The following is a 20,976-nucleotide window of genomic DNA, read 5'->3' as shown; positions in this document are numbered from 1 at the left end:
GGTCGGGATTGTGAATGTGTTCAGGTAATACAAGTATTAATAGTTTAGTCAAAGCAAAAGTTATTGAATGCTATAGCTCGCAAGGGTATGAAGTTGTTCACCAACCTCATATCCAGCAGCTACCGTTCGACTTAAATGGATATATTCCAAATTTATTGGTGAAAATATCCACAGAGCAAGGATTTATTGTTGAGGTTAGAGATGTAGCGATAAATTTAGCAGTCTCTTACTATCGAGATATTGCTAAAAGCGTTGCAGAGCATGTCGGCTGGCGGTTTCTACTAATTACGGGAGAAGATGCCACGCCGATCGCTGAAGAGGATATTGCCGACAATAAGTTGACTCGATCGCAAATTTTGCATCGCAAAGAACGGATTGCCAAATTAATCTCGATTGGAGAGCATGAGGCGGCGTTTCTATCGCTATGGATCTTTGCGGAGATCTTAATGCGAAGACATGCAAGGCACTTATTAATACCTATTGATCGCTTACCAACCATATTAATGATTCATCATCTATATACTCAGTTGGCAATTTCGACCGATCAATTTGAACGAGCGATTACCTTAAATGAAATTAGAAATCGGGTTGCCCATGGATTTCCTGTTAAATCAATCAATCTTAATGATGCGATCGAACGACTTCTAAATTTAGTAGATGAGTTTATTACTATGCAAGTATAGAAAAAAGGGCGTACAAAGCACGCCCTTTTTCTTATGCATTGGCTAGTCCTTGTTGACGTGCTACGGAATGGACTGCGGCGGCAACGGCATGGGAAACGCGGGGATCAAATACAGAAGGAATAATAAAATCAGGAGCAAGATCGCTGCTGCTGACCAAAGAAGCGATCGCTTGAGCCGCGCCTAAATTCATCTGTGTCGTAATCTGTGTCACCCTTGCATCAAGCGCACCACGGAAAATTCCTGGGAAGGCGAGAACATTATTAATTTGGTTGGCATAGTCACTGCGACCTGTGGCAATGACAGCAACATCATTTTCTACAAGTTCGGGCTGAATTTCAGGATTTGGATTTGCCATGGCAAAGACGATCGGTGCGGGAGCCATACTTCTCACCATTTCGGGAGTGAGCGCACCCTTTACACTCAAACCGACAAACATATCGGCTCCCTTAATCACATCTGCTAAAGAACCAGAGCGATCGCTCGCAAACTCTTGTTTTTCGGGTGTGAGATCGGGACGATCCTTGCTAATACATCCTCTGGAGTCACACATCTCTATTCGCTTTACACCAGCTTCACGCAAAAGTCTGGCTACAGCGATCCCTGATGCACCTGCACCATTCATCACGATGCGGACAGTGTCGATTGGTTTGCTGACGACCTTGAGAGCGTTGATTGTAGCTGCGACAACCACGATCGCCGTGCCATGTTGATCATCGTGATACACAGGAATGTCCAGTTCTTCTTTGAGACGCTTTTCGATTTCAAAGCAACGGGGAGCGCTAATGTCTTCGAGATTCACACCTCCAAATGCTGGTGAAATACGTTTTACAGTTTCCACAATTTCATCAACATCTTTGGTGTTTAGGCAGATTGGGAATGCATCTAGTCCTGCAAACTGTTTGAAAAGCATCGCTTTACCTTCCATGACAGGCATTGCTGCTTCAGGTCCAATATCACCTAGTCCTAGTACAGCCGTGCCATCGGTAACTACAGCGATTGTGTTGCATTTGATCGTGTAGTCATAGACCTTGCGCTTGTCTTCGGCGATCGCCATACATACTCGTCCCACCCCAGGGGTATAAACCATCGCCAGATCATCTTGTCCTTTAACGGCTACTTTAGCTTCGAGATGGATTTTGCCGCCTTTGTGAATTTGGAAAGTGCGATCGTAAACATCGAGAACCCGAATTTCAGGGACTGCCTTGACGACGGCAATCAATTTGTCCATATGCTCGGCACTATAGGCATTTACAGTGATATCTCGTACCGAAATTTTGCGAGTTTGTTGGATCAGGTCAATCTGTCCGAGGTTCCCTCCCGCTTCAGCTAGAGCGCCAATAACTGAAGATAGCATTCCTGCGCGGTTGAGGAGTTGCACGCGAATGGTCAAGCTAAAGCTGGGATTAGGTGTTAGTTGTTGCATCTTGAGAAGTAAATAATTGCATACAGTCAGGCAAAGCTTGACTGTATGCAATGTTACCTGATTGTCTGTTGGTGTTGCGTTACAAATCACACGATTTTATGAAAGCACCTCCAAAAAGAAAAAGAGCCACAATGCGGCTCTTTTTCTTTTACGATTCGACTAGCTGACGGGCAATGTACCAAGTGAGCAGCCCCGTCACGATCGCGATCGCACTCAGCGCAAAAATCACCTTCTGTAATCCAAAATACGATTCGGCAATACCTGCTACAGATAGCGGTAAACTAAGGGCAATATTCACCGCATTATTTTGTAAGCCAAAGACTTTACCACGCACATCTTCAGGGGTTTCTTCTTGGATCACCGTCTGCATGGGAATGACACATAAGCCTGAAAAAATGCCAGTACCCGCGATCGCAATTAGCCCCAAGCCAAAGCGATCGCTAAAAACTGCCAACATCCCTAAAAATGCTGACATCCCAAGGGAACCAATCAAAGAAAGTGTTTGACGGCTACAGCGATCTCCCAGTTTGGCAACAACTCCTGCACCGATCGCCATACCCATACTTGCTACAGCCAATAAAAATCCAAATTGTTCTGATTTAATTTCAGGCATTACCTCAGCTAAACGAACAGCTAATACTGTCAAAGCGGCAATGATCGAAAAAGTGCAAATTAATTGGATTAATGCTGATAGTGAAGTCTTCTTATGTTTGAGATATTGCAAACCTTCTTTGATGTCATTCCAGAGGTGAAAACTGTCACGGTGTAAGTCTTCTTTAGTTTCACCTGTTTTCAATAAAATTAAGATAATCCCTGCGAGTAAATAACTGCCACCCACAAGGATTTCTTGACCGACATTGTGCCAGAGATGATCGGATAGAGCTAAGAGCGGTTCACCAAGGGCAAATCCTAAAATCAAAGCCGCCATAATCGTCGTCGTGTAGAGAGAATTGGCGGCTAATAGTTTCGGTTTCTCAACTACAAGGGTAATTGCTGATTGTTCGGCAGGGGTGAAAAACTGCGTGAAGGTTGAGACCAGAAAAGTAATGCACAGTAATCCCCAAAATCCTGTTGGTGCGCCCCAAGGTAACACGCTGTTTTTAGTCACCCATAGTAATAGGGGAATACTGAGAACCAAAACTCCTCGGAAGATATTGGAACTAACTAAAACTGTTTTTTTATTCCAGCGATCAACATATACGCCAGCGATCGATCCAAATAAAATCGCGGGAATGGTAAATGACACCATGACTGCGGAGACCCAACCGCTAATCGTTTCGCCCTCATGCTGAAATTGTGTAGAAACGATCGCAATCACAAGTACTAAAAAAATTTTGTCCGCAATTTGTGAAAAGACCTGTCCGCTCCACAGCGATAAAAAATTAGGATTGCGAAGCACAGATTTAGAATCAGTCGGCAAATCTGGTGTTTCTAGGGTTTCGCCATTTAAGATTTCGCCATTGCCATTATTAATGTGAAGATCTGTATGACGGGAATCGTGCGGTTCTGGCAGATTAGGTGTAGGTGGATCGAATAAATGGGTCATATATTAAAAAAACAGTTATCAATCAGAGCCGAAGACTGGATTGGTCTATCAAAATGATACTGTGCATAGGCTCGTAACAGTCTTTCAACTGCAAGCCAATCTGTTGTATGCGTTTCTAAAATATTATCTGCTAAATCAGTTTGTGCAAGTTCTTGCATAGCCAGAAGTTCAGACGCATTGAGGTAGTGGCTAATCCGATTATGCATGGCTTCACTAATGCTTATCTCATGGCGATCGCCGTTCGGATTACCGCCACTCGCAAGATCGGTTATTTCGAGATTGATGACACCACCATCAACAATACTAAATCCTGCTTTCCATTTTGACTGGTGAAGATTGGCAACCACTGGGCTTTGACTTATACAACAACTATGCACTTGTGGTGCAAATCCTGCGATCGCCAGCAAGTGATAAATACCATGATTTAAATGTGCCAGAATATTTTGGTTTTCAGCTTCCTGAATACGATTTAAATGCTCGACTAACACTAAAAAAAGTTCTTCTTGTGGTTGAGCAGATAATGCTTGCATGAGGGCAAGTTCTGACAAATACTGAGCAGCCGTGAGCTTAGCTAGAGTTTGACCTAAACCGACAAAAGACTGCAAAACTTCCGCGTTTTTAATCCGATCCATACTGCGTCCTACGGAAATCTGCAAATCATTAACCACAAATAAGCCCGATCGCCCTGCCATTGCTGAGCGATGTTTTCTTGCTCCTGCGGCAATGGCTTTAATCAAGCCATGCTCCTTAGTGAGGATCGTCAATAGGCGATCATTTTCGCCTAAGGGCATACCCTTAAGGTTTATTCCTGTGGCGCGATATTCTTTAGGCAATTTAAAACTCTTGGATAGGTAAATGGACTAAAATAGCGATCATCGATTATTTTTTAGCAAACAAGCTCCCTCTAACCATTTCTATTGCCACAATGAATTCTGCCAATCGCGATTTGAGTTCGGTTTTAAGTCGGATTACTAATAAGTTACAACAAGATCAAGTTGTTAGTGAAACCCTGCAAAACCTCAGGGAACAGCTTGATGTTGATCGCGTGGTTTTGTATTACTTCTACACAAAATGGAAAGGGCAAGTAACCTTTGAGGCAATCAGTGATCATAAATACTCGATCATTGGCTCAACAGGGGCTGATGATTGCTTCAATTTAGAATATGCAGCGCTTTATTTGGCGGGACGTATACATGCTATTGATGATATTGAGCAGGCTCCTATTAGTAATTGTCACCGAGATTTTTTGAGAGAGATGCAAGTGCGATCAAATTTAGTTGCACCCGTTTTAACTAATGAAAAATTATGGGGTTTACTAGTTGCTCATCATTGTCAAGATTGTAAAATTTGGCAAAATTCAGATATTGACTCCATCTGCCAATATTCTAATTATCTGGCTTCTGCTCCTTCAATTAGCGCTTCATAATCTTCTTAGGGTTCTGCGATTTAATAACTGATGTTACGTGGAAGGAATTCTTGCGATCCTCAATATTGAGGGCTGGCACGGGGGCGTAGCCCCTACAGGACATGAATTATTCAGGTAGGGGCAATGCCCCCGTGCTTGCCCTATGACGCTAGTAGCAAGAGATTCATCATCTGCGTTCCAAGTAACATCAGTAAAGTAAAGGGCTAGATTTTTTAGCTCGGCTTTGCCTAGCTAAAAAATCTAGTTCTTTACTTTACTGTGAAGTCCTTATTTCTTTCTAGATCAAATCGATAGGCTTGAAAACCAGTAAAGTTAGCACGTTTTTCAGAATTAGGAAGCGCACTAGCCACATGCTCAAAGGGAGATAGATGAGCAGGCTTAGAAGTTAAGAGGCGATCGTGCAGTTTCACATCATCGGTGAGGCTCCGCACCCCATCGTGATTGAGATAACTAACTCTCGCACATCGTCCTACCGCCACTTTGACCAATTTGTTAATATCGCTAATTTCGTCAATATCTTCTTGTTTAATTAATGGTAAATGCCACTCACCAGCAGCTAGTTGTTGAGGCTGACTTGCATCATAGGCTGCTTTCATTTTATGAGCTAAGGCTTGAATTTCAGGCTGTGCATCGGGGTGACAGCGCTGTTCAAAAAAGTTTTGATATTCAGTTCCCGAACAAATTACCGTAATTGTGGAGAAGGGTTCCAAAAGGCGATTGACTACTTGTTTGTGAATACCAATATGCACTAGTTGCTTAGCGTGACGGATAGCATCATTTTTAGCCGATTTCCATACCTCCGCCGCCGCTTGCATCTCATCCTCTGTAACTTCGGCTTGCGCCGACATTCCCTTTTGGTTTTTCCCCCAATGTAATGGATAGACTTCTTGGCTCTCGACAAGTTTGATCATTTTCTCAACGGGAATAGCGCGACTGCTGCTACTATTTTTGCTGAGCATTCGATGGGTCATGAATTCTGAGTGAATCATGCGATGGTAAGTTAACACAAAAGTCGTTAGGCGATCGCCTGCTAAGTTAACGCTATCAGCAATGATGGCGGCTTGGGGTTGAAACATGATGATTAATTCTTAATTATGGTGATTATTGGGGATTTGTTTGACTAGGAATCATCACGATCGCCCAATAGGGAACTTCATCAGCAACGACTGAGGCGATCGCTTTGATTGTTTGATTGGGCATGGTGGCTCTCTCAATATATAAGGCGCGAGAAAATAACCCTAATTCTTCTAAAACTGCTTTTACTTTCGCGAAATGTCTACCTAGTTTGATAATAATCGCGGCATCAGCAACGGCTAAGCGATCGCGTAAGATATCTGCCTCTAAAGTAGCTGGCATAATGCTCAGTACATCATTGCGATAGGTCAGAGGAGCGCCCAGCATAGCGGCACTGGCAAAAGTAGAAGAGATACCAGGAATGACTTCAGTATGGAATCTGTCAGATAAACGATTGAAAATATACATAAACGATCCATAGAGCATGGGATCGCCTTCGCATAGTACCGCCACATCACGCCCTGCTGCTAAATGTTCGGCAATCTTTTCGGCGGCGATATCGTAGTAGGGTTGTGAGGAGCGATCGACACTAAAGGGAAGTGGCATCGGCACTTCTATTTGCTCAGGACGAATAAAATCAGCGACGATCGCTCTAGCTAAGACTTTGCCACTTTCCATCGTGGGATAGGCAATCACAGGAACGGAAGTCAAAATACGATGGGCTTTAATGGTTAATAACTCTGGATCACCAGGACCAATACCTAAACCATAAAGACTTCCTTTTTTGACAATTACTTCTTCAACTGTGTTCATAGCTCATTCTCCATCGCTAATGCATTCAAGGCTGCGGCTGCCATCGCACTTCCGCCTCGCCGACCATGAATAGTCAAAAAGGGAACGCCACGACTGTTTTCTGCCAAAGCCGCCTTTGATTCGATCGCACCGACAAAACCAACAGGGAATCCTAGTATAACGGCTGGTTTGGGCAAACCTTGATCAAGTAGCTCTAAGAGTCGAAATAGGGCTGTAGGCGCATTACCGATCGCAATGATTGATCCCTCCATATGCGATCGCCATAGTTCGATTGCGGCGGCTGATCGCGTATTGCCAATTTGTTGGGCAATTTCTGGTACTTCAGGCTCATTCAAAGTACAAATCACAGGATTATTAGCTGGCAAACGCTTGCGGGTAACTCCATTGGCAACCATTTGCGCGTCACAGAGGATCTTTGAGCCATTTTTCAAAGCTGCTCTGCCAATTTTGACGACATCTTCAGAATAAGCAAGATCACTGACAATATCCGTCATCCCACAGGCATGAATTAAGCGTACTGCAACTACTTCTAAGTCTTGGGGCAAGATTGATAAATTTGCCTCAGCGCGAATAGTGGCAAAGGATTTTTGATAGATGGCGTTGCCATCACGGATATAGTCAAGCATGAAATTGGTTAAGAGGATCTTAATAATAAACCGTAGCGAGGCAAAGCCGAGCTACGGTTTATATTGTGCCTCCCACATAGCAGGAGGTACAACAATTTAATAAGTAATTTGCAAAGTGACTGAAGCTTCGACTTTCTGCTCACCACCTAAAATCGGGATGGAGCTAGCCGCATCCTTGGCAAATGAAGCTCGTGGCTGTGCAACTGGATAGGCGATCGCCGAATCACTAATGTTGATCGTCTTAATGTTTTTGGGTGTAAAACCTAAGGCACTCAATACCGTATTCGATTGAGTTTGAGCATCTTTGATTGCATCTTGGAGCGCGAGTTGCTTGGCAGCATTTAATTCTACATCACTAGCAATAAAGCTAATCTGCTCAACTTGATTTGCCCCCGAATTAACCGCCGCATCAAGAACTGCGCCAGCTTGATCAAGGTTCACCAAGAAACTGACACTGGTTTGTCCAGTGAAACCATCTTGACGTTGGCGATTATTTTCATAGGTATACTTAGGACTGAGTTGAATACTGGTAGTCTGCAACTTCTCAACATTTAACTGTTGTAAGCGTGAAACGATGCTATTAGCTTGACGAGCAACCTCCTCTTGAACAGCGATCGCGGTTTTTCCTTCCACATTTACCCCTAGCTGAATACGAGCCTTAGTGGTTTTAACAGAGCGTTCACCACGTCCTGTAACTGTGATAACCCGCTCATTTTTGACTTCAGAATATTTTGTGGAAGTTTCTTGTGCTTTTGCAGAAGGAGCGATCGCTGCTACCGAAGGAATACAAAAAGCAAGACTGAGAACGAATGTAGTTAAGTGACGCATATGCTTATCCTTACGAACCTTTGTTTCATGATATTTTTATTTCTTCTATTTTGAAGATATCACCTGAATTAAATAGGATTCAGCACGGTTTCATTTTCAGCAACGACAATATACTGTGTTCCCAATCTAAGGAATTAGTACGCAGATTTGCCGCGTGCTACTAAATCTCGATATCGCGGCGGGTAATCCGACCGTTGGGAGCGTCAATATAGCGCGGCAACGTACTTAGATCGACAACTTTCAGCGTATCCATATCGTAAGTTGTGTAAATCGTTTCTGACGTTTCTACCTTAATATCGATTACAGTCACAGTGCGATTTGGTGCTAGATCGCCACTCAACAAACGACGAGGTCCATCGCCCAATACTCCTGTATGGAGCAGTTCCAATTTACCTTTATGAGCAGGATAGTAAGCGTGATGATGTCCACTGATGTAGGTATGCACATTATATTTTTCTAACAAGGCTCTCAGGAGATCGGCTTCATTCAAATAATTGCCACCTGTCTCTCTTCCCCTAGCAACCGCATAAAGTGGTAAATGCCCGATCGCGATCCGTAATTTTGCTTTTTGAGCTACTTCACTGCTGAGACTCTTTTCCGCCCATTGCAATTGTTCTGGTGGAATCGTGGCTGTGGAGGCATCCCACACTAAACAAAAAATATCATCCTGTTGGAAGGTGTAATAGAAGGGGAATTCTGCGCGATCAACAAAGTTCAAATTCGGATTATGTTTAGGATTATTCCAATACTTCTTGGCAGCATTGCGATCGCGTTCAAAGGAGAACTTGCCATTGTAAACAGAAGCAGATCCATCATGATTGCCAATCGTAAACCCAAAGGGCAGTTTCGCCTTACGAATAGGCGCACCAATATACTTCTCAAAACCTTGCCACATCGCCGCAATTTCACCATCGTTCAGATCATTGCTTTGTCCAGCCACCATATCACCACCACATAATACTAAGTCAGGCTCCCAATCTGGCAGAAAGGAGATCGCCTGTTTAACCTGATCAATATAATCCGTGGAACCATAGGCGCTATTGAGGTCGCTAATCACCACAATTCGCATGTCACCTCGCGCAGGTGCATATAAACCTTTAGGTGCAGGATTGGGTGATCGCTGGACCGTTACTGTAGATTTAGCTGGTTTAGGATTATTGGTTATAGGAGCTTTGGGATCTGTAGGAGCGATCGCGCTAGACTGACGGCTCAAAATCCCTGAAACTGCCGCACCACCAATTCCAGCACCAATTGCTAATCCACCTAATATCAATAATTGCCGCCGTTTGATTGCCATAGGAAATTAATTATCTACTTGCTGCAATATTTTATAGCGTTTATAGCGATCGCTAGTTTTAATAACTATAGATATTGCTGAGTAAGGTTCATCAACTTTAAGTAAAAGTGTTACTTCACAACACTTTTAAAAAATCTCTTATGGTTTACTTGATCAATATGAACCAGATATTTCATCACAGATATCCCGTTAATGCCAAAACACAAAATGGCATATTTGTTTTGTGTTTTTATACCTATAGCCACCTGTATCAAGACAAATCAAAACCCAAATAGTTTGAGGTAGCAAGAATTACTGCATCAAACTATTTGGGTTTTATGTCCTAACAAGAATGGCAACAGCTATAAAATATTTACTAGGTTTTATTTTCAATTCACAAAACTGTATTGACACTTTTGTGAATTGGTCTAACTGACCAGTGCCTATGACCATAAGATAATCTAATGTGGAAAATAAGGAAAAAACGATATATCCTGCTCTTTATCATTACATTCTTAGCCCTACTGGCTATCTATGCTTTTAGTATCGAGCCAAATCTTCTTGTGGTTTCAAGACATCGTCTCAACGCAGAAACTGCCACTAATCAAGGTAGTTTAAAAATTGTTCAAATTAGCGATCTCCATCTAAAAAAATTTAATCACCGTACTCAGCAAATTATAGAACAGGTAAATCAACTACATCCAGATATTGTTGTGTTGACTGGAGATTCTATCGATAAAGCTGACCAAATTAATGGATATGATCGCTTCTTATCTCTTCTTGATCGCAAAATTGCCAAATATGCAATTCTTGGGAACTGGGAATACAAGTCAAAAGTTGATTTAGCAACTTTAACCAAAATATACAATAACTATAATTGTCGTTTATTGGTTAATGAAAGCACTTTGTATCAAAAAGGTAATCAGAGCCTATTGATCACGGGAGTCGATGATTTAGTTGGTAAACCTAGCTTAACTAAATCACTTCAAAATATCAAACCTCATCCTAATCATTTATTACTCTCCCATTCCCCACTTTATATAGATGAAGTATCTACCGATGAATTGAAAGTATTAGCAGAGTATAAACCACAATATATGCTCGCTGGGCATACTCATGGTGGTCAAATATCATTATTTGGCTTTGCACCTTTGCGCCCACCACGTAGTGGCAATTATGTTAGTGGTTGGTATCAGACAAATTCAATTGATGTATATGTATCAAAAGGATTAGGAATATCAGTATTACCACTAAGAATTGGTACAGTACCTGAAATTAGTTATTTCGAGTGGTTTTTGAAATAGTATTTTAACAAGTCAAGGCGGCGCGAAGCTCCGCCTTGACTTGTTATCTTTATCGAGATAACCACGCAATCGCTTCTTTAATCCATGCTTCGATATCTTGAGTTTTAGCAAGAATCGGTAAACTGGCGATCGCATTGAGAGCATTACTAATTTCGGTGGGTGTATAGCCTAAAGCTAGCAAAGTCATTTCTAACTCTTCCTGTAGAGCCACACTTAAAGTATTGCCTAGCGCTCGCGTTGCCCCAACTTGAGCTAAGCGACCATCAGCAAGTTTGGTTTTGAGTTCTAGGGCAAGTCTCTCAGCAGTCTTAGTCCCCACCCCTGGGGTTAGACTCAATACTCTAGTATTTCCTGAAACGATCGCTTTAACGAGGTCTTGAATTCCTAAACTGTTTAATAGAGCCAAACCAACTTGAGTGCCGATTCCTGAAACGCTAATTAATTGGCGAAATAGTTCACGCTCAGCAAGAGTAGGAAAACCAAACAATGTCATTTGATCTTCGCGGATGATGAGATGCGTAAATATTTGCGTCTCTTCTCCCACGAGTGGCAACTTATTCGCAGTGCTAGCCGTGATTTGGATATCGTAACCTACACCCTGAACATCAAGGGTGAGCCAATAGGAAGGCGTATTTTTTCGAGAACTATCCGATGCTTTACAAGCCGCGATCGCACCACGCAGGAAACCAATCATCGGCGTGGCAGAGGGGGGAACTGAGGAAGTTGTACAGCCGCAAGAGAAGTCACTGCTTTACGAGGGTTAGCATTAGCGATCGCTAGCTGAGTATCTTCTTCTCTTGCGTCATTAACAGAACTATTACCATACAAGGCTTGCATAAACTTAGGCGTGGCAACAGTAGAAGCCATTGTTGAGTTCGTTACAGCAGAGCTTGAAGCAATCAAGGAATTAGCTGATTCGTCGATGGGCGTATGTTTACCGATCGCAGCAATCGCCTGTTGATCGGGCTGTTTCTCAATGCGCCAATTAACCATAGATTGTTCCTTTGGCTCGGTCACAACCTGTAACGGTGGTAAGTTAGGGGCGATCGGAGAACCTTGCGAGGCTTTATGTGGTCTTACAATCAACGGCGAAATTGGTTGGTTTTTAGCAGGCATGGATAATTGTAGAGGTTCCTCAATTACTTCAGACGATTCTGATTCTGAAACAAATGGCTTGAGTTCTTGAGGTGGCTCTAGCTCAATTGGTTGAGGTGCAGGTACGATTTTGACCACATTCTGCATGGGAGAATCATTGGTTGCCTCAACGGGAGTAATCTTTTCATCAGCAAGTTTGGCGATCGACCAAGACTCTAAAGCCGAAAGTGCCATGTCATTAGGTGCAGGTGTGGAGGTGTCGAGGCAACGTTCGAGGGCTGCTTTTAGTTGTGAGGTGTGGTGTTGTTGACGCTTGAGGCGATCGCGCAATTCATCACAATTAGTATGCACATCTTGCAGCTCACGTTCCAGTTGGTCGATACGTGATTGCAGAGTTTGGGTGAGGGTTTCCTGTCTTTGGATGACTAGCTGCGACAGTTGCAGTTGCTCTTGAGCCTGACGTAACAAAACCTGCGCTTGCTGACTACGCTCATTGCAAAACTGTAGCTCTTGCTCTAAGACTTGTCTGGGCAAGGCGTTGAACAGAGTTGTTGGCTCACCGATTACATTCGGAGATACACTCTGAAGCGGGGTTTGCGGCTCTGGCATTGATGGACTAATGCTCTCTTGTGATGATGAATCGCCAAATCCTGCCTGACTCATGACTTACCCTTCACACCAAGAATTTTACCTAGTGTCAAATCTTAGCTCAAAAATTTGTTTTTTGTATCATTAATTTTCATGAATTGAAAAATATTCATAACAATTACGACAATACTGATCAAAACTGATCCCAAAAGAGACATATTCCGCCATCTGCAAAAGCTAATAAGAGAAGAGCGGCGCAAAGCGCCGCTCTTCTCTTATTAGCTTTTTTAAGTGACCGCAGCTATAGAGATGAATGCAGAAAATGGTAAGAATTGCTAGCAATTCTTACCATTTTCTGCCATTTGCGTCATGCTTTGCACGCCGCAAATGGCTATATACAACTCACATTAAATAAAGAGTTGACATAGAGATTTAGAATTAAGTTAAGTAGCTAAGTGCAATTAAATATAAAAGCCAAAACCTGTGGCTCAGGATATCCCTGAGCCACAGGTTTTGGTTCAAGATGTTTAGAGTGAAGTTTGCCAACCATATAATCCCAATTTGAGGGGAACCTGTGAAGATTAGTAAAGCAATCATTGCCTATAAGTCGGGTAGTCAAATTGGCAAACTGTGGGCTGAGCGATGTAGTGGTGAGTTAGAAAATCTTGGGGTCAAGGTATTAATTGGTCCAACAGGCGCAAATGATAATCCCTATCCTGTATTCCTCGAATCGATGCACCAAGATATTGATCTTGCGATTGTCTTGGGTGGAGATGGTGCAACTTTAGGTGCAGCCAGATATTTGGCAAGACTCGAGGTTCCGATTTTAGCGATTAATGTTGGGGGGCATTTGGGATTTCTCACCCACTCAATTGAGGAATGTGAAAATACTGTAGAAATCTGGCAACGGCTTTTATCCGATCGCTTTGCGATTGAGCGACGAATGATGTTAGAAGCAAAAGTGGTAACAGTTGATGAGGGCTTAGGCACTCGACTAGGTCAGCCCTGTGGTCCCTTTTTATGTCTCAATGAGATGTGTGTAAAGCCAGCTTCTCCCGATCGCATGGTCACGGCGGCTCTAGAACTAGAAATTGATGGTGAGGTGGTCGATCAATATCATGGTGATGGGTTAATTGTGGCGACTCCCACTGGTTCAACTTCTTATACTGTGGCGGCAAATGGACCAATTGTGCATTCAGGAATGCACGCGATCGCGATTACACCAATTTGTCCTTTGAGCTTATCAAGTCGAGCGATCGTGATTCCGCCCAAATTAACCGTAAGCATTTGGCCGCTGTCTACTGATGACTTTAGTTTAAAGCTATGGACTGATGGCGTAATTGCCACATCAATTTTGCCTGGGCAGAGAGTAGATATCCAGATGTCAGAATGTCAAGCGCAGTTTATTGTCCTACGAGAAGAATATTCCTACTATCAAGCTTTGCGGCAAAAGTTGCTGTGGGCAGGTGCAAGGGTGCGTTATCCCAATCAATATAGAAATTAAAAGAGGTCGCTAAGCGCCCCCTTCTGGTAAAAAAAGGGTTGCGAAGCAACCCTTTTTTATGATTTGGCTTGAAGCGCAAAGCGCTGTAACTAGTCACGAAATGCAATTCGACCTGTTTTTGGTAGGCTAAAAGCAAGAAATACAGATAAATACAAAATATAAACAATTCCCCCAACCGCACCTGCAAACGCTAAATTTTCGACAGGTACACCATTATGAAATGTGGTGCTAAAGCTTAGCGGTGGCTCAAACCAAATTTTGCAAATATCGCTTAATTGCTCAGCATTCATAAATGCACAATTAGCGAATAGTAAGCGAAATACGGCACTTAGAGAGCAGTAAATCGTTGTCGCCCAGCGCCATCCTAAATAAATTGGGGTAAGACTTTTGCGAGAAGCTTCAATATCTTCATTGAGATCTTGCCAAAACCAAAGCGCGAGAACGATTAAAATCGCAGCTAAAATTCCCGATATATAAGATATACCTAAGCTACCGATCGCTAAATAAATCGTAATCAGTACCAAACTAGCAACGCGCCAATATAAAAGTAGCGATCGCTTGATTGCTTCACTATCACTTCGTAAAGCCCAGACTAATAAACCGAAGGGGATAAAAACAAGAAACAGCAGAGCTAATCGGTAGTCTAGCCATACAAGTTGACGAATAAGGGTGGCATCCATAAAGACAAAAATTTCTGACCAGATCTTCCAGTTTATGTTACTATACTAACTTGCAATAAATAAGCTTACCCAAGTAGCTATATTTTTCAAAACCTCTATAAAAACAGCAAAAAAATAGCGAGATCCAAACTTGTTAGTTCAAATCTCGCTGCAAATGGGCTTAACGAAACATCTATGTTGCTGTTTTTAGATTCTCAAATAAGCATGATTTTCACATCAGCTAAATAGCTTAAACAAAAAACAAAGGGAACGCTTCGCGTTCCCTTTGTTTTTACAGCAGAAAGCGCTAAAGATTATTGCGAAGCAGCAATCTTTAGCGCTTTCTAGTTTTAAACCATTCACCGCCATGAAATCGCCAACGTGGAAAGATAACTCGCATGAGCGTTTGTGAGGCTGTAAATACAACTAGCCAAATACAGGAATAGTGAACTAAAAACTTGTCAAGGGGAATATCGGTACTCAACCAGCCAATTTTCAAGATACTACTAATCAAAAATTTAAAGGGAACATAAAAGAAAAAGGCTTCCCAAATTCCTGCGGCTAATTGTAATATTGCTGACCAATCATGATCCCAACGGAGGGTTTGCAACTGATTGTAAACGATATCCCACATACATCCTAAAACGGCGATCGCGAGGAGGACTTGAAAATAGAGCGGATCACCATTGATGCCAAAGGGAATGGTGACGAGTACTCCCAATGTTCCCAACAGTAAGATCCGAGTTTGCCATCTTCCGATTAATGTAGGAGTCATATCTTAATTCTAAATAGTTGATAAGAGTGCGTCCCGAAGGGACGCACTCTTATCAACTATTTAATCTCATAACTGATGTTACGTGGAAGGAATTCCAGCGATGTCATAAGTCTAGGGCTGGCACGGGGGCGCAGCCCCTACGAGATCTAAAATTTACGGGTAGGAGAAATCCCCCCGTGATTGCCCCATTTGCTAGCTCTCACAAAAAACTTGAAGATTGCTATATATTTGAAATCACACAGCTTGGCAAGTGATTATGTCAGAACTAACTTTGGCTTGGATAGAAGCAGGAATTACCAAAAGTTATAGGATTAGTCTGACAATGACTCGAATTGGGCGCGATCCTGCTCGATGCGATTTAGTTTTGATGCATCCCACCGTTTCAGGGTTACATGTGGTGATTTATTTCGATCCCCAAAAACAGAGCTTTTGGATAAGAAATATGCGTGAGTCTAATCCTCCAGTAGTTGATGGTCAACGTTTATTGAGTGGGGAAATTGAATTAAAAACTAATAGTGCGATCGCTTTAGGTCAACAAATATTACAAGTCACAAATATTGAAATTGATCTACCAAGTCAAGCACCTATTTCTCACAATTCTGATCATGTATATGGATTGCAATGCCCCAATTTAAAATGTGCCAAAATTTCGCCGTATGAGCGAATTACCTTAGTATGTCCTTGGTGTGGTACTTCTCTAGCGGGAGCAGCTAGCAGTATTTTACCATCTCAATCTGTCTTATAAAGATTTGAAACCTATGCAGATTTCTGTTCAATTAAGTTGGTTAGAAATAACAACCAATCAGCCGCAATCTTTGCAACTGAATTTACCGATCGCCATTGGTAAAGATGTAAATTCATTGCCAGAGCATCTAGATGGAAATCAAGTCGCACAGGTGATATTAGGCGATCGCTCAGTGTCTCGATACCATGCGCTGCTAATTTGTGAGCAGGAAAATGTAGTAGTTATCGATCAAAATAGTACTAATGGAATCTTAGTTAATGGTGCATTGGTTGGGCGAGGAATGGAGCTTCGCAAGGTGCTAGCCACTGGCGATCGCCTGACGATTGGACGATATGAAATAGCGATCGCCTTTGATTTGCCTGCGATCAGTCAATCAACTACTACAGGATCGCCAAATAACACTGTTAAATCATCATCCGCAAATCCCACGATTTTATTTAATCCCGAAACAGGTTTACCTCAAGCAAATGCTACTCAGCCGAGTTTAGCTAGTTCTTCTCATTTCCCTCCAGACTTCTTTCAATTGCCAGTAGTGGAAGTGCAGTCGCTACATCGGACAGGGCTGCCAGTGCATGAAACGACTTATGGAGCGATCGGGGGAGGATTGGGAAGTTATATTTGGGTGGATTATCTACGGATTTTTGGTGTAGCTGCTGATCAAATTATAGCGTTAGGCTTGGAGCCTCAACCCTATGCGCGGTATAAACGGCTCTGTCTCAATTCACAGATTCCTCTATATGAGAGGTTACGCTCTAATTCTGATTCTTGTCCAGATAATATTTGGGGCTTTCCTAGTTATGCATGGCGTGAGGCTTGGCATGATTTTACTCGCGGCAAGATTAATCAGACCTGCAAATACCTTTGGCAGGTGTTTGCGGAACCTGATTTCGCGGAAACCTATACACCTAGATCTGGCAATGTCTTCGATTCGATTGATCGAGAGGCTAGTCGTATTGGTTGGGACAAGATCTATCGTTATGGGCGGGTGCGATCGCTACGGAAAACCAATGATGGACGCTATGCGATCGCCTATTCAATGGGGCAGGGGCATCATGCTTTTTTGGTTGCTAAGTATCTGCATTTAGCGATGGGTTATGCTGCCATTCAGTTTTTGCCAGATCTACAAGCTTATCGGAGTCAGACAGAAGACTTTCGTGCCGTGGTTAATGGCTATGAGGAGCATGAGCATATTTATCAACATCTAGAAAGTCATGGCGGTACGGTATTAATCCGTGGACGTGGAATTGTAGCTTCGCGAATCGTGCAGCGTATTTATGAAGTGCGCCAGCGATCGCCACAGCAAAAAATCAATCTCTTGCACCTGATGCGATCGCCGAAAGCGCAAGGCAATAGTTACGGTCATGCTCAACGTCCTGTTGAAAACCATTACGAATTTCAACCTTTTAACTGGCCCAAGGCTTGTTGGGGTGGGGATTTGCGTGCTGTTCTTGAAGAGGCTGATCCGCAGACTCGACAAACTTTGCTCAAAGATTGGGGCGGCACAACTACGGCTGATCGCCATGACTGGAAACAGATTGTGCAAACGGGCTTGAATGAAGGTTGGTATCAAATTACCTTTGGGGCAGTCGAAAAGGTGGAACAGCTCCCAGATCGGCGTACTGCTACCTATATCCGTCCGCACCAAATGGAAGGAATCTTGCAATTAACAGCCGACTTTATTATTGATGCCACAGGTTTAGATGCGAAGGTACAAACTAATCCAATTTATGCCGATTTGCTTGATTGCTATCAAATACCGATCAATGCTTTGGGGAGATTAAATGTGACCAATGACTTTGAGATTGCTGAGCTTCGTAATGATGATGGTAGAGTCTATGCATCGGGAGCCGCAACGCTTGGGAATTCCTATGCCGCTGTCGATAGCTTTTTAGGTTTACAATTTGCAGCACTGCGATCGGTTGATAGTTTAGCTGCGGCTCGCGCTCCCCAGTTGCATAATCTCAATGGCTGGCGATCGTTTTCGCAATGGGTGAAATGGGTGAAAAATCAGTTACCTTAAAGTGGTTAGGGCTGCGTTGTAAAGTAAGGAACCGATTTTGGATGGCGCGGCTTCGCCGCGCCATCCAAAATCGGTTCCTTATTTAAATTGTCGCGCCACAAACAACGGGTTCTTAAAATATTTCAGATGTAAAACAAACCCCAATATTTTTATTAAAAGTGTTGCTAAGCAACACTTTTAATAAAAATATTGTTTTTTACTGAAACCCAAAGTGTTGTAGTTTTGCATCATATATTCCTCAAATCCTTCAAATATTGTGATTCGTTATCTTTTTATTAATACTTTAACTAGCCCTGTAGTGGAGCCGACCGTTACAACAACTACCAGTGAATTTACGGGACTAGTAAGCACATTAATCATTCTGCTGATCGTAGCCACAGCCGTTGCTTTGATTACTAGACGCTTACGGATTTCCTATGTCGTTGGTTTAGTGTTAGCAGGCTTAGCGATTCCCAAACAGATATTGCCTGCTTCCATTGGTTTAAATCCTGAGGTGATTTTAAATCTATTTCTGCCGATTTTAATTTTTGAAGCTTCAATAAATACCGATATCAGTCGTCTTCGCAGCACGATTAAGCCAATTTTGCTACTAGCTGGTCCTGGAGTAATTCTATCTGCAACGATCACGGCGACATTACTCAAGTTTGGGATTAACCTCGCATGGATTACAGCCTGTGCCGTGGGAGTGATCTTAACGATTACGGACACGGTTTCGGTGATTGTCGCTTTTAGAAATGTGACTGTACCGCGACCACTTGCCACCATTGTCGAGGGGGAAAGCCTTTTTAATGATGGAATTGCCTTAGTTTTACTCAGTATAATCACCACAATTTTTACTAAGGGTTCATTCACTATTGGCGAAGGAGTTCAACAAATTTTTATTGCCTTTGTTGGTGGTAGCATTTTGGGGTTGGGTCTGGGATATCTCTGTGTGGGTCTGTTTCAGCAGTTAGATGATGCACTGAGTAATATTTTATTAACGGTTGCAGTAGCGTTAGGGACTTTCCAGATTGGGCAGGCTATAGGAGTTTCCAGTGCGATCGCGGTGATGATTGCAGGATTAGTAATTGGGAATCTGGGATTTCGCCAAACCTCGGCTCCCACGGAAGTGAGTTTGGTCAATTTTTGGGAATATGCCGCCTTTGGCGCAAACACTTTTATATTTTTACTTGTGGGGATTGAAGTTAATCCTGAGAGCCTATATAACACTGCTCCAGCCGCACTATTCGCAATTCTCGCATATCAAATTGGGAGAGTTGTGGCAATCTATCCATTACTATACTTACTCAGTTTCTTTGATCGTCCTATTCCTCTGCGGTGGCAACATGTCTTGATTTTAGGAAATGTCAAAGGTTCACTATCGATGGCACTCACTTTGAGTTTACCCTTTGGTTTGCCAGAGCGAATGCAAGTGATTACTCTAGTTTTTAGTACAGTGCTACTGTCATTAGTGGGACAAGGGCTAAGTCTATCTTGGCTAGTGAAAAGGTTAAATTTATCGCAGCCATCACCCACTAAACAGCAAATCGAATCTTTGCAACTAAATCTCATCGCCTCAAAGGCTGCTCAAAGGGAACTAGCGAGTTTGCTGGAGTCAGGGAGTCTTCCAAAATCTCTATACGAAGAATTATTTGCCAGCTACCAGGCAAGAATTGCATCCTCAGAGCATGAACTGCGAGATCTGTATAATCAAACGGCGATCGCTGATTTAGACAACGACGAAGATCAGCAACATTTATGGGGAATCCATCGCCGACTTTACCTTGCCGAAAAAGTGGCGATCAACGATGCGCTCCGTAAAGGGTTGCTATCTGATGATGCTGGTCAAGCTTATCTCAAGATACTCAACGAGAAACTTTTATCTTTGAAAGATGACTAGGAACATAAACCCATAAAAGCCAGCAGTTGTTTGACAAGACTCGGTTTAGTGACTACTAAAATTGTAGAGCCTCCTTCCAGCATGGTGCTGCCATTGGGAACGATTAAATCTTCATGGGGATGGGCTTGATAGCCAATGATCAGAGTGCCTGAGGGGAAGTGCGGATTTTGAGCAATTTCGGCAACGGTGCGATTTACAATTGAGCATAACTGTGGAATGGATAGCTTGATTACTTCCACTTGACCTTGCTCAAAGTGCATCATCGCATCAACTTGAGGATATTCGATCGCATTGATAATCCGTGAAATCGCTAACTCGGATGTGCCGATAATATGTGTTGCTCCAGCCAGTTCATAGGGTTCAGCAAAGTCGCGATCGCTCATTCTTACCATGATTTGTGATACCCCGTAATGCTTGGAAAGGGTGACCATAGCGAGATTAAGGGCATCTTCGCGCAGAGTTGCAATAAAAGTGTGACATTTGCGAATTCCTGCTTCTAACAATACAGTTGTGTTGACGGCACTACCTTCAAAAGCCATCATCCCAATTTTTTCACGGGCATATTGACATGCCATCGGATCGGTATCGATAACAGCGATCGTGTGTCCCATATTAAGTAGGGTTTTTGCTAGGTCTAAGCCCATCATTCCTGCACCACCAATGAGAATGTACATTGTGAATCCTCGATTAAGATTAAAAGTGCTGCAAAGCAGCACTTTTAATCTTAATCGAGGATTTTCTTGAATCTAAACCCTTGGAAGATTACGGTGAC

At 42.8% G+C, this 20,976-nt stretch carries 20 protein-coding genes; 7 read left to right on the top strand and 13 right to left on the bottom strand.

Annotated elements, in window-relative coordinates:
* Positions 1–14: 14 nt before the first annotated feature.
* Complete coding sequence (locus tag ABM313_RS12205; protein WP_434683480.1) at positions 15–683, top strand: hypothetical protein; 669 nt, start codon at positions 15–17, stop codon at positions 681–683.
* Between the two features lie 31 nt (positions 684–714).
* On the opposite strand, the gene ABM313_RS12200 is transcribed toward ABM313_RS12205, so the two are convergent.
* From ABM313_RS12200 to recO, 3 genes are all read right to left on the bottom strand, one after another.
* Positions 715–2,106 (bottom strand): NAD-dependent malic enzyme, encoded by a 1,392-nt coding sequence (locus ABM313_RS12200; protein ID WP_434688456.1) that lies wholly within the window; start codon positions 2,104–2,106, stop codon positions 715–717.
* A gap of 148 nt (positions 2,107–2,254) precedes the next feature.
* Positions 2,255–3,652: an MFS transporter gene (locus ABM313_RS12195; protein WP_434683479.1), complete on the bottom strand. Its 1,398-nt coding sequence runs from the start codon at positions 3,650–3,652 to the stop codon at positions 2,255–2,257.
* Complete coding sequence (gene recO / locus ABM313_RS12190) at positions 3,649–4,485, bottom strand: DNA repair protein RecO (RefSeq protein WP_434683477.1); 837 nt, start codon at positions 4,483–4,485, stop codon at positions 3,649–3,651. Before recO ends, ABM313_RS12195 begins: the two co-directional genes overlap by 4 nt.
* Before the next feature lie 92 nt (positions 4,486–4,577).
* Between recO and ABM313_RS12185 the strand changes: the two genes are divergently transcribed.
* Positions 4,578–5,078 carry a GAF domain-containing protein gene (locus ABM313_RS12185; RefSeq protein WP_434683476.1) on the top strand — a complete coding sequence of 167 codons (501 nt, stop codon included), beginning with the start codon at positions 4,578–4,580 and terminating at the stop codon, positions 5,076–5,078.
* Between the two features lie 248 nt (positions 5,079–5,326).
* Here ABM313_RS12185 and ABM313_RS12180 read toward each other — a convergent pair whose 3' ends face one another.
* From ABM313_RS12180 to ABM313_RS12160, 5 genes are all read right to left on the bottom strand, one after another.
* The gene (locus ABM313_RS12180) at positions 5,327–6,154 is read right to left on the bottom strand and encodes an FAD-dependent thymidylate synthase (protein WP_434683475.1); all 828 of its coding nucleotides are present in this window, start codon (positions 6,152–6,154) and stop codon (positions 5,327–5,329) included.
* 25 nt (positions 6,155–6,179) lie between these two features.
* Positions 6,180–6,884 (bottom strand): precorrin-2 C(20)-methyltransferase, encoded by a 705-nt coding sequence (gene cobI, locus ABM313_RS12175; RefSeq protein ID WP_434688454.1) that lies wholly within the window; start codon positions 6,882–6,884, stop codon positions 6,180–6,182.
* Positions 6,885–6,901: 17 nt separating this feature from the next.
* Positions 6,902–7,531, bottom strand: a complete 630-nt coding sequence (locus tag ABM313_RS12170; RefSeq protein ID WP_434683474.1) for a precorrin-8X methylmutase — start codon at positions 7,529–7,531, stop codon at positions 6,902–6,904.
* 96 nt (positions 7,532–7,627) lie between these two features.
* Complete coding sequence (locus ABM313_RS12165; protein ID WP_434683473.1) at positions 7,628–8,359, bottom strand: SIMPL domain-containing protein; 732 nt, start codon at positions 8,357–8,359, stop codon at positions 7,628–7,630.
* A 160-nt stretch (positions 8,360–8,519) separates the two neighbouring features.
* Entirely contained in the window at positions 8,520–9,656 is a 1,137-nt protein-coding gene (locus ABM313_RS12160; protein WP_434683472.1) for a metallophosphoesterase family protein, read from the bottom strand.
* A 443-nt stretch (positions 9,657–10,099) separates the two neighbouring features.
* On the opposite strand from ABM313_RS12160, the gene ABM313_RS12155 reads away from it, so the two are divergent.
* On the top strand, positions 10,100–10,939 hold the full coding sequence (locus ABM313_RS12155; RefSeq protein ID WP_434683471.1) for a metallophosphoesterase: 840 nt from the start codon (positions 10,100–10,102) through the stop codon (positions 10,937–10,939).
* Positions 10,940–10,988: 49 nt separating this feature from the next.
* On the opposite strand, the gene ruvA is transcribed toward ABM313_RS12155, so the two are convergent.
* Together ruvA and ABM313_RS12145 are read right to left on the bottom strand one after the other, a co-directional pair.
* On the bottom strand, positions 10,989–11,633 hold the full coding sequence (gene ruvA / locus ABM313_RS12150; RefSeq protein WP_434683470.1) for a Holliday junction branch migration protein RuvA: 645 nt from the start codon (positions 11,631–11,633) through the stop codon (positions 10,989–10,991).
* On the bottom strand, positions 11,630–12,697 hold the full coding sequence (locus ABM313_RS12145; RefSeq protein ID WP_434683469.1) for a hypothetical protein: 1,068 nt from the start codon (positions 12,695–12,697) through the stop codon (positions 11,630–11,632). Before ABM313_RS12145 ends, ruvA begins: the two co-directional genes overlap by 4 nt.
* Positions 12,698–13,196: 499 nt before the next feature.
* Here ABM313_RS12145 and ABM313_RS12140 point away from each other — a divergent pair, with 499 nt between their 5' ends.
* Positions 13,197–14,126: an NAD(+) kinase gene (locus tag ABM313_RS12140; RefSeq protein ID WP_434688316.1), complete on the top strand. Its 930-nt coding sequence runs from the start codon at positions 13,197–13,199 to the stop codon at positions 14,124–14,126.
* Between the two features lie 89 nt (positions 14,127–14,215).
* Here the strand turns inward: ABM313_RS12140 and ABM313_RS12135 are convergent, their stop codons facing one another.
* Complete coding sequence (locus ABM313_RS12135) at positions 14,216–14,806, bottom strand: DUF3177 family protein (RefSeq protein ID WP_434688314.1); 591 nt, start codon at positions 14,804–14,806, stop codon at positions 14,216–14,218.
* A gap of 313 nt (positions 14,807–15,119) precedes the next feature.
* On the bottom strand, positions 15,120–15,560 hold the full coding sequence (locus ABM313_RS12130; protein ID WP_434688312.1) for a hypothetical protein: 441 nt from the start codon (positions 15,558–15,560) through the stop codon (positions 15,120–15,122).
* 256 nt (positions 15,561–15,816) lie between these two features.
* Here ABM313_RS12130 and ABM313_RS12125 point away from each other — a divergent pair, with 256 nt between their 5' ends.
* The 3 genes from ABM313_RS12125 to ABM313_RS12115 all read left to right on the top strand — a co-directional run bounded on the left by ABM313_RS12125 (position 15,817) and on the right by ABM313_RS12115 (position 20,204).
* A complete protein-coding gene (locus tag ABM313_RS12125) occupies positions 15,817–16,305 on the top strand; it encodes an FHA domain-containing protein (protein WP_434688310.1) in 489 nt (162 codons plus the stop codon).
* A gap of 13 nt (positions 16,306–16,318) precedes the next feature.
* Positions 16,319–18,325 (top strand): FHA domain-containing protein, encoded by a 2,007-nt coding sequence (locus ABM313_RS12120; protein WP_434688308.1) that lies wholly within the window; start codon positions 16,319–16,321, stop codon positions 18,323–18,325.
* A gap of 253 nt (positions 18,326–18,578) precedes the next feature.
* Entirely contained in the window at positions 18,579–20,204 is a 1,626-nt protein-coding gene (locus ABM313_RS12115; protein ID WP_434688452.1) for a cation:proton antiporter, read from the top strand.
* Here ABM313_RS12115 and ABM313_RS12110 read toward each other — a convergent pair.
* Positions 20,201–20,878, bottom strand: a complete 678-nt coding sequence (locus ABM313_RS12110; protein ID WP_434688306.1) for a potassium channel family protein — start codon at positions 20,876–20,878, stop codon at positions 20,201–20,203. The genes ABM313_RS12115 and ABM313_RS12110 overlap by 4 nt on opposite strands.
* Between the last annotated feature and the right edge of the window lie 98 nt (positions 20,879–20,976).

The organism is Pseudanabaena minima str. Chao 2107 (assembly GCF_051131155.1).
Lineage (GTDB): Bacteria > Cyanobacteriota > Cyanobacteriia > Pseudanabaenales > Pseudanabaenaceae > Pseudanabaena > Pseudanabaena minima.
Note: the sequence above shows the minus strand (reverse complement) of the source record. Positions and strands in the feature narration are given on the sequence as shown.